General features: G+C 52.8%; 6 protein-coding genes. 1 reads left to right on the top strand and 5 read right to left on the bottom strand.

The features are described 5' to 3' along the window. Positions 1 to 35 precede the first annotated feature (35 nt). The 3 genes from ACE3NW_RS05660 to ACE3NW_RS05670 all read right to left on the bottom strand — a co-directional run bounded on the left by ACE3NW_RS05660 (position 36) and on the right by ACE3NW_RS05670 (position 5,020). A complete protein-coding gene (locus ACE3NW_RS05660; protein WP_374281274.1) occupies positions 36 to 866 on the bottom strand; it encodes an amidohydrolase family protein in 831 nt (276 codons plus the stop codon). Positions 867 to 1,429: 563 nt separating this feature from the next. Further along, complete coding sequence (locus tag ACE3NW_RS05665) at positions 1,430 to 2,326, bottom strand: glycyl-radical enzyme activating protein (RefSeq protein WP_374281276.1); 897 nt, start codon at positions 2,324 to 2,326, stop codon at positions 1,430 to 1,432. A 219-nt stretch (positions 2,327 to 2,545) separates the two neighbouring features. Continuing rightward, the gene (locus tag ACE3NW_RS05670; protein ID WP_374281278.1) at positions 2,546 to 5,020 is read right to left on the bottom strand and encodes a pyruvate formate lyase family protein; all 2,475 of its coding nucleotides are present in this window, start codon (positions 5,018 to 5,020) and stop codon (positions 2,546 to 2,548) included. A gap of 596 nt (positions 5,021 to 5,616) precedes the next feature. On the opposite strand from ACE3NW_RS05670, the gene ACE3NW_RS05675 reads away from it, so the two are divergent. After that, the gene (locus ACE3NW_RS05675) at positions 5,617 to 6,816 is read left to right on the top strand and encodes a GGDEF domain-containing protein (RefSeq protein WP_374281280.1); all 1,200 of its coding nucleotides are present in this window, start codon (positions 5,617 to 5,619) and stop codon (positions 6,814 to 6,816) included. A gap of 90 nt (positions 6,817 to 6,906) precedes the next feature. Here ACE3NW_RS05675 and ACE3NW_RS05680 read toward each other — a convergent pair whose 3' ends face one another. Further along, entirely contained in the window at positions 6,907 to 8,046 is a 1,140-nt protein-coding gene (locus tag ACE3NW_RS05680) for a double-cubane-cluster-containing anaerobic reductase (RefSeq protein WP_374281282.1), read from the bottom strand. A 41-nt stretch (positions 8,047 to 8,087) separates the two neighbouring features. After that, the gene (locus ACE3NW_RS05685) at positions 8,088 to 8,975 is read right to left on the bottom strand and encodes an acyl-CoA dehydratase activase (protein ID WP_374281284.1); all 888 of its coding nucleotides are present in this window, start codon (positions 8,973 to 8,975) and stop codon (positions 8,088 to 8,090) included. Positions 8,976 to 10,360 lie beyond the last annotated feature (1,385 nt).

Raw genomic sequence — 10,360 nt, forward strand, 5'->3', positions numbered from 1 at the left:
AAAGCTCTCAATATATCTATATTGTACTGTAATAATTACAGGTTAAGCAGACGCGCCGCGTTGTTGTACATAACGTTTTCAAGCGTTTGCGGGGTAAAGGGCAGGCGCTTGTACAGCTCGATCTGTTCCTGAAAATCCATAAAGGGCGCGGCGCTGGCAAAAAGCACCTTGTCACCGATGAGGCTGTTGGCAGCCTTGATGTAGCCCTCGGAAAAAGGCTGTTCTTCGTATTCCGCAAGGTCGATGTACACGTTGCGGTTGCGGTGTACTGTCATGATGACCTCGCTCACCCAGGGGTAGCAGCCGTGGCTGATAACGATCTTGAGCTGAGGAAAATCGGCGGCGATGCGGTCGATGTGCCGGGGGTGGGCGTCGTCCATCACCGCGCCGTCAACCAGAGTGGCCGGGCCGGTGGTGATGACGATGGGCACATCAAGCTCGCAGCATTTGGCGTAGATGGGGTAATACTTGGCGTGGCTTGCTGGTATGCGCGCAAGATATGGATCAATGGCAGCACCCTTCATGCCAAGCGCCACCATGCGGGTAAGCTCTGCGGTGGCTTCCATGCCCTTGTGCGGATCAAGGCCCGCAAAACCAATGAACTTGTCGGGGTACTGGCGCATGAGTTCGAGAATACCGGGGTTGGCAGAGCCAAGACCGTAGGTGGTTTCTGCATCGCGGCCAGTCACAACGCCCTTGACCACGCCCTGCTTTTCCATGTCGGCAACGATTTTTTCAATGGGTTCCGGCTTGGCGCGGTCCGCATACCTGAAAAGCTCAAACATGCCGCCAAATACCTTGTTGGCAAGCATTCCCTTGACGGCGTCAGGGGTGCTGGGGCGAAAACGAAAATCAATGATGTTCATGAAGCATTCCTTTAGGAATAAAAAATTGTGCCTCACGGCTGTGCATCCCTAAAGGCAAGAAGCGTGCCTATTGTGAAATTGAGTGCAAAAACAGCACACCTACTGCTGTTGACTATTGATATTGATAAATAAACTAAGTTATTTCAGTATATTAATGAAATAACTTCTATATTTTGAAAGCCCAAAGTTTTTGCACGCCCTCGTAGGTTCAGCGGTGCGCAGATTTGCACGGCATAGTGGAAGAAATTTGATAGGCCGACACACTTTTTTAAAATATAACTAACTGTTTTAATTATATTATTTTATTGATAATAAAAATTATTTAGTCCATATGTAATCAGGAATAAAATTGTTGCAAAAATGCAACAATTGAAGATTTTCAAAAAAAATGTTATATTTTAGCATATTAGATAAAATAATCCCCTGTAACCTGTGCAAAAAAACACACCCAACTCCACGCTCTGTGCATTTTTACACAACCATTGTTTATGGGCCAAAAAACCGAAACGCCAGGGCTTCAATGCCCTGGCGTTTCAATAAAAAATTTAAATTAAATAGCCATGTTACAACGCTATATCCCGCAGGCGCTGCATTTTTTCTTCATCCAGCTTTGCGCCTTCCAGCTCATATTCCCGCCCAAGGTAGGCGTACTTGGGCTGCCCCATGCGGTGGTAGGCCAGCAACTCAAATTCGATGTTGGGACGACGGGGAATGGATTCGCGAATGGCCAGGATGTCATCTTCCGTATCGTTGAAGCCCGGTATCACGGGGGTGCGTGCCAGTATGGGCAAGTGGGGAAAATCCTCGCACACTCGTGCAAAATTGCGCATAATCAGCATATTATCCACACCGGTATGCTGCTTGTGCAGCACTGGATCAAGGCTTTTGATATCAAAAATCAGCTTGTCCAGGTATTTGCAGGCCTCGTGCAAATGCTCGTAGGGGTAACAGCCACAGGTTTCTATAGTGGTGTTGATGTGGTGTTTGTGGGCCTCGCGCAGCAGGGCCGTGGCAAATTCGTGCTGCATCATGGCTTCGCCGCCAGACAGGGTCATGCCGCCGCCGGAGCGGTGATAAAACACGCCGTCTTCCTCAACCTTATCAAGCACCTGCTTAACAGACATGGTTTCGCCGTACACGCTCTGCGCACCAGAGGGACAGGCCCGCACGCAGTCAAAGCATTCGCTGCACTTGCTGCGGTCGTGCATTATCAGGCCATTTATCAGCGCCAGCGCCCCAGTTTTGCAGGCCTTGAGGCAGCGCCCACACACTTCGGCTGTGAGGCAGCGCGAGGGATTAAAGGCATGCTCTGGTTGCAGATGCTGCGATTCGGGGTTGCTGCACCAGCGGCAACGCAAAGGGCAACCCTTGAGAAATACCAGGGTGCGGATGCCTTCGCCATCGTGAACGCTGAACTTCTGGATATTAAAAACAATACCTTGCACTTGTGCGTCAGTCATGGGGTATCCTTTGTGTGCGGCCAGCACCGGCCCACTGGTTGAATACGTATCAGGCGCTGCCTGAGAGAAACACAAAGGGGAGGGGCGCCCCCCTCCCCTTCTGGTGTGTTTGCCTGCCTGTGGGCTCAAGGCTTGGAGAGAACTGCGGGGGCGGCGGCTGTTATCCGGCAAGGAGAGTCTACAGCCGGAGGGGGCAACCGCCGCCCGCCACAGAGGGTTTTAGAACTGGGCGTGTTCGGTACGGTCGATGATGTCGTTTTGCAGATCGCGCGAAAGATCGCAGAAGTACGCGCTGTACCCTGCAATGCGCACCAGCAGGCTGCGGTAGTTATCGGGGTCTTTCTGCGCGTTGACCAGGGTCTGCTTGTTCACGATGTTGAACTGCAAGTGCCACAGCTTGAGGTCGCACCAGGTGCGGATAAGGTTCACGATCTTCTGCGTGCCGTCGTCACCAGAAACGCACTTGGGCGAAAGCTTGATGTTCAGCAGGCGCGAAGCGCGGTTGGTCATGCCGTAGTTCTTGGAGTGATAGTTGGAGAGCAGCACGGCGGTGGGGCCGTTTTTGTCTGCTCCGTGCGAGGCGGAAGAACCGTCGGAAAGCGCAGTCCAGGCATGGCGGCCATTGGGAGTGGCCGAAACCACCTTGCCAAAGGGCACGTGCGAGGTGATGGGCACGTAGCGCACGTCCACATGCACGCCACGGTCACGCGAGCTCTTTTCGGCTTCCACCTGGGTAAAGCGGTCCACGTCCTTGGCAATGCTGTCCACATAGGGATCGTTGTTGCCGTAGCAGGGGGCGTTGCGCAGCATTTCGCGCACGGGTTCAAATCCCTTGAAGTCGGCCTTGCAGGCTTCCACAACTTCCTGCATGGAGAGGCGCTTTTCTTCAAACACGAGCTTTTTGATGGCGGCAAGCGAATCCACCACCGTGCCGTAGCCCAGGAATTCAAAGTACGAGTAGTCCACACCGCCGGGGATCTTTTCGCAGTGCAGATCCATGAGGTTTTCCATGCACAGGTTGTGCAGCACGGAAGAAAGCGGCGCGGCAAAGTGCTGCGGGCGCAGTTTGTCCACCACATGCTGCTGCTGGAAGGCCTTGCGCAGCAGGTTAAGGTGCTGGGCCTGATAGGCGGCGTAGAATTCATCCCAGTTCTTGAAGCTGGTGGCTTCGCCCGTTTCCATACCCACAACTTCGTCGCCGTAGTGCTGCATGCGGCCATTGTACATGGTCATTTCAAGCGCAGTGGCAAAGTTCACGTACACGCAGCCAGAGGTGTAGGTATCGCGGTTGGGCATGCGGGTTTCGGTGCAGCCCGAAACGGCGTAGTCCAGAGCCTCGTTGACCGGGCAGCCCTTGATGGTGTTGAGGAAGACAACTTCTTCGTCGTTGATCAGTTTGGGGAAACCAGAGCCGTCCTTGATGGTCAGCGCCACTTCGCGCAGGAAGCGTTCGGGCGAACGGGAATGGATGCGCGCGGCAAGGTCGGGGTAGTTGAGCGGGAATTCGCGCTTGGATTCAAGGAACAGATAGGTCAGGTCATTGGTGGCGTCTTCGCCTTCGGGGGTCTGGCCGCCGATGGTCACGGCTTCCCAGTGGGCGTAACCTTCCTGAAATTCAACGCCCGTGGGGTTGATGTACAGGTCGATGAACTGAGCCATGTCCACCCACATGCATTCCAGCAGTTCCTTGGCTTCTTCGCGGGTGATGTTGCCTTCTTCAATGTCCTTTTTGTACAGGGGGTACAGGTACTGGTCCATGCGGCCATTGGAAATGATGGCGCTGGCCTTCTGCTCGATACGCGAAAACATCTGCACAAACCACTGGCACTGCATGGCTTCGCGGAAGCTGCGGGCGGGGTGTGCGGGCACGTGATCGCAGGTTTCGGCGATCTGGAGCAGCTCGGCCTTGCGCTTGGCGTTGCCTTCCTTGGCGGCCAGCTCGCGGGCCAGATCGGCGTGGCGCTTGGCCCAGATCATGATGGCGTCGCACACCATGATCATGGCTTCGAGGAAGGGCTTTTTGTCCCACAGATCAACAGAGTTGGTCAGGTCAAGGGTGCCAAGCTTTTCACGGGCTTCTTTCTGAATATCAAGAAAGCCGCGCTTGATGACCTTTTCGTAGTCCGGCACCCACTGAAGGGCAGAACGGTACGAAGAGGTTTCGCTCACCACAAACTTGGACTTGAGGCCGCGTTCGTCCACATAGGTGACGTTGCGGATCTCGGCGGGCAGGGTTTTGTTGAGGTGTTCGTGGTAGGTCTTGCCTTCCCAGTAGGGGGCAATCTCTTCCATAACAACCTTGATGTCTTCTTGCGAAATCTGGAAGGGGCTCTTGTCGCGGTGTTCCAGGTCGGCCAGCACTTCGCGGTAAAAGTCGCCGTCGATTTCGGGGTACAGAATGCCGTAACGACCAAACTTGCCCACGCGGCCTGCGATAAGCTGGTTGGGGGTGATGTAGACGGTCATCTTTTCGGCAATGTTTTTGAGGGCCTTGGCCCAGCGCAGGGTCAGCAGTTCGCCTTCGGTTTCACGCATGGATTCGGTGAAATACTTGGCGCGCTCAACGTCCACGTGGGGCAGTGTAAACTGGTTCTGCTCCAGAATACCATAAACGCGTTCGCGGCCATTCCGGTCTACGCTTTTGTTAACAACGCGATCTTCCTGGGGGGACATGCAGCAACCGCACTGACTCATGATGAAACTCCTGAAGGGTGATTATTTTCAAGCGAGATGCTTGTGATATTCATCTCAATAGCCACCTATGAGCATCATCCGTGCCATTATGATTAAACATATGTTTTTATTATATTTTTATGAAATGTCCCCAATTTTTCAAGAATGCTCGGCAGTAGAATTTGTTGTAAATTTGCAACATTATTTTCATAAATATTTTAAATTGATTAATAAAATAAAAAAGTGTTTTTTTGCAACAGTGCAAAAAAACACTTTTCACAAGCAGCGCAGCCATATCGGCCGCTACTCTTGCACCAAGCCGACGCCCCCGCTTTATGCTTGGGTTAGCTGCCTGCAAGCGTGAACCTTTGGTACGATAGTAATTTATAGAAATTGAAGACTGCGAAAAGCAACATTAATAAATAATATCACTATTGCAATTCATATACCGTAACGTATACACCAGTTAATGCTCTCATATATAAACAATACAAATTTATTATCCACTACAGTATAAAGCTATCATTTCTTTAGCTTGTGCATATTGATAAAAAAAATCGTTTGCTGTAGCTTAAAAATAAATATCTCACAGCGCCTTTTATTCTGGAGCTTTTACCATGCTAAAAAAGTACTACTCTGATTCAATTTCAAGAAATAAATTTGATAAAACTTTTTCTCGCGCTGAACTAAATTTTTTAATTCTTGTTGTTATTGCTATAGCCATAACAACGGCATCTCTTATTTCTATTTTTAATTACTACAGAAATACGGAACTAAAACTCATAACAATAATGCGCACAGATTCAATTTTTTCTCTTTTGCTTGAAAGAATACCGCCAGACAGTCTAACTGACATCAACAATGACAATTATGCTGACTCTCTCATGTATAAATCAGTTCAAAGCGATCTTGACAATGTAAGAAAAATTGCTGCTGTTCGTTATCTTTATACTGCAAAACGTATAGACAATGACAATGCAATATACGTTGTTGATGGTCTACCACCTACTGACGATGATTTTCGCGCCTATGGTTCACCAATAGAACGTGAGACAATGCCAATTCTGAATAAATGCTTTGACGGAAACATTGTTCACGGCACAGATATTATTGATACGTCATGGGGCATGGTTATACCCGCCTGCGAACCCATAAAAAAGGATGGCGTAACAATTGGCACGCTGGTTATTGAATTTGACGGCAGTTATTTTTCAGAAAACACCATAAACTCAAAAAGATATGGGATTATTGTTTCCATAGGCGTTGCTGCTATGGTGGGTTTGGTGGCTGTTATGCTCATTCGCAGCTTTTCCATCCCTCTTTACAGATGGCTTGCCTATACAGATCTGCTGACCGGCGCACTCAACCGCAATGCTTTTGAACTTGCCGTACACACACTGTGCGATACAGCCCCGCACAGCGACCTTACAGTTCTGAACTGTGACATTAACAAGCTCAAGGCCATCAACGATCAGATGGGGCACACGGCGGGTGATCAATACATTCGATCCTTGGCCCAGCTGCTGCTGAATAAATTCAAGGATAGCGGCGAAACATACAGGGTTGGGGGAGACGAATTCGTAACATTGCTGCACGGGCTGACACCCGAAACTGTGGAAAAAAACGTGCAGGATCTTTACGCAGAAGCCCAAAAGTGTACCTTTGGGGAATTTTCCCTCTCGTTTTCTTATGGCATTGCGGCCTTTGACCCCCAAACGGATACCTGTATTAAGGATACAATTGCACGAGCAGATGCCAGCATGTACAAACAGAAATATGGCCGCCGCGCAACTGATTCACCATCGCAGGACAGCTGACAGCAGGCGGCCAGCCCCCCGGTTACGGATAAGCCAGCCGCCTGATCTGTCTGCCATGGATGCGGATGCCACGGGGCACCCGCTCAGCCCTTACAACATTTCAATAAAGGCCTCTATGCGCACCTTGAGCTGTTCGGTGTCGGTTTCAGAGTAGTCTGTTTCAATTTGCAAAAAGGGCAACCGCAAGGAATCCTGCACAAATTTTTTCAGCGATGAAGATTCCACCGCATAGGTCTGGCAGCCCTGCCAGGTCAGATCTACCACGGCATCAACCGAGAAATCTGCCGCCAGTTCCCTGATGGCCTCATAACGGCGCGGGTTGGGCGACATGACGGCACAGGGCACATCCAGATAGCGCCGCGCCATCTCGGTAAGCGGGTCGGCCTGCTCTTCCATCATGACGCGGTTTTTTTTGTAGCCAGAGCAGTTGTCGAGACACACCACGCTGCCGCCGCATTCTTCAATAAGCCGCACAACCTTGTGCGAGCCCATGCCAACGGGAACACCCGTAAGCAGAATGCGCGGCGCGGTGGCAGAAACACCCGTCTCGCCCGCATCGGCCATTTTGCCCAGCTCGTCGGCCAGTTCCAGCATCATGCTGATGCCTTTTTCTTTGTCAGGGAAAAAGGACGTTTTGAAGCCGATTTCCAGCAGTTCCATGCCCGTAATGGGCGAGGGCTTGCGCTTGGCAAGATCCATCACCGCCTTGAGGGCCATGCGCTCGCGGTTCATCAGCTTGATGGCGTCGCGCAGTTTTTCTTCTGTAATGGATACGTTAAATTCTTTTTCCAGATAGGCGATGAGCAGCTCAAACTGGTGCCGCCAGTAAGCAAGGGCATCGTCGTTCTGCACTTGCGGCAGTTGCAGCAAAAACACGGGCTTGTAGGCGGCAAGCAGCTCGTACATTTTCTTTTTGCCGTCACAGGTGGTGTCGGCCACCACCACATCAGCGGCGCTGAGGTAGGGGCAGCTATCCTTAAGGGCAAAGCCAAAGCTACTCTTGATAAGCGGGCAAAGCGCGCGGGGCAGCACTTCTTCTGCCGCAGGAATGGAATCGTTGCGCGTGCCGCACAGTGAAACGGGAATGGCCCCGGCGGCCACGGCTATCTCTGAGGGACTGTACAGACAGTACTGCCCAACAACCTTTTTCCCCCCATTTTTGGCCTCTTGTACGGCCAGGGCATTTTTTTCAAATACGGTAACAATGCGGTCAAAGCTGGCACACTTCATTGGCTTCCTTCCTGTTGGTTTAGGCTGCTGGTTCTGGACAGTTATAAGGTATCAGCGGATGCAGCCGCAGTGCGGCCGCACTTTTCAAGCCAGTCTGCGGCAATCAGGGCAGCGCCCAGCGCGCCCACGGTTTGGGGGTCGTCTGGCACGTTTACTGTCATGCCCAGCTCATCCGCCAATATGCCGGCAAAGGCGGGGCTGGTTGCCAGACCGCCCGTAAACACGCACTGCCCCTGCATGGGTATACGGCGGGCCAGGGCGCACATTCTGCGGGCAATGGCGCGAAACACTCCGGCGGCGATGTCTTGCGGCGGCGTGCTGCGCGCCAGCAGGCCCACAATCTCTGTTTCTGCAAACACGGCGCACATACTTGAAATGGCAACAGGGCTGCCCGTGGAGGCGGCTCGGCCCAGTTCTTCCAGTGGCATGTTTAAAATACCAGAGAGCACTTGCAAAAAACGGCCAGTGCCAGCGGCACATTTATCGTTCATCAAAAAGTCGCGCACCGCGCCGGGCTTGCCCATGCCCACAGTGCTGGCTGCCCCGTTGGCGGCGCCGCTGTCGCGCGGAATATCAAGGCTGATGACCTTGCTGTCCTGCCCGCCGATATCAAGCACAACCCCGACCTGCGCAAAAAGATGCGCAGCGCCGCGCGCGTGGCAGCTGATTTCTGTAACGGCCTTGTCGGCAAATGGCAGGGCTATGCGCCCATAGCCCGTAGCCGTAACCCGCCGGAGGGCTGACCGATCTACCCCCGCCTCGGCGCAGGCTTTTTCCAGCGCCAGTTCGCCAGCCTCGGCTGTGTTCCAGCCGGTGGGCAACACGGCACGGCCTGCCACTCGCGGGCCTGCTTGCAGCTGCGGGGGCTGCACCTCCAGCACCACGGCCTTTGCGGCCACAGAACCGACATCAATTCCAGCTACATACATGCAGATACTCCTGTGGAAGTTGCCCGCCAGGTAAAAAAACAAAAGCCCGCCGCACAGCAGAGCTGCAAGACGGGCCGTAAGGTCAAAGGTGCCCAGCAGCCACAACAGGCCACGGCAAACAAGCCAAAAGCGTAAAACGGGACAAAGCATGGCCGTAGACCTGCCTATGGGCACAGTCCAACGCGCTGTTCCACAAATATGAAATCTTAAAAAATGAAGATCGAACGACTGAAACTGAAGAAAACGAGGAAAAGCCCCGCCGCCTGCACCCAGAGGCACAAACGCCTGAAGCTATGATGCGGCTTTGCTTCGCTGCAAAAGAGGGCCCCCAACCTGGGAGCGCGGATGCATTCATGACCCCCCGCCTCTACCGGCAGGCAGCGCATGGCAAATCTTGAAAATATTCACGGTAAACCTTGCAATAACAGGTTTTTCGTAACAAGCAACAGATAACTGCATATTACCATACCTAAAGGTCACTATCTTGTCGATAGAGTTACTCGAAACTTGGGATTCCTTGTAAGTATTTGTTCCAAATCTGCCAATTGATAGTGCATGCCCTGGCTAGCACATCTGAGGGTAAGGAAAGCGGGCGCGGGAGGCGCGGCTACAATGGCAGCGTAGACCTGGGGTTCCAGATGCACTTCACTGTGCGGTGTGGCAACGGCAATTTGCTAAAAAACTTGCCATATTTCCGGTGCGGGGGTTGTCCAGAGTGGCGATTGGAACGCCTGAACGGCACGTAATTTCACCCGTCAGGCAGAAGGCTGGTCTTTAGGTTTTACGCCCTGCGGGCATGGGATTTTCGCCTGACAGGCGATTGGGACGCCTGCGCGGCGCACAGCTTTAAAATCGCAGGCAGAAATTTCTCTAATTTATTCTGCCCTGCGGGCATGGGATTTTTCGCCTGACAGGCGATTGTGACGCCTGCGCGGCGCGCGGGCTCTTTTAGCATGGCGCAGCAGTGATCCTTTAGTCTTTCTGGCCTGCGGTCACGAGATTTTGGCGTCCGACAAAATTGGGGACGCCTGAGCGGCGTGCGGCCCTGAAATGGCAGGCGATGTTTCTTTAATTTTATCTGCCCTGCGGGCATGGGATTTTTCGCCCGACAGGCGATTGGGACGCCTGCGCGGCGTGCGGTTCTTTTAGCCTGGCGCGGTAGTGATCCTTTAATTTTTCTGCCCTGCGGGCGTGGGATTTTTCGCCCGACAGGCGATTGCGACGCCTGCGCGGCGCGCGGCAAGGCGGGGCCGGTTATGGGCCTACGCCCCCTTCGCGGCCCCCCTTGCATCCCCCCCGAAGCACCCCCAAGAAGGTTTTCAACTTCCTTCAGGTGGCGAGGGCACGCGTCTTGCGCTGCGGGAGCTTCCCTCACTCGCTCCGCT

The sequence above is a fragment of the Desulfovibrio sp. genome (assembly GCF_041907885.1).
In the GTDB taxonomy this organism is placed as follows: Bacteria; Desulfobacterota; Desulfovibrionia; order Desulfovibrionales; family Desulfovibrionaceae; genus Desulfovibrio.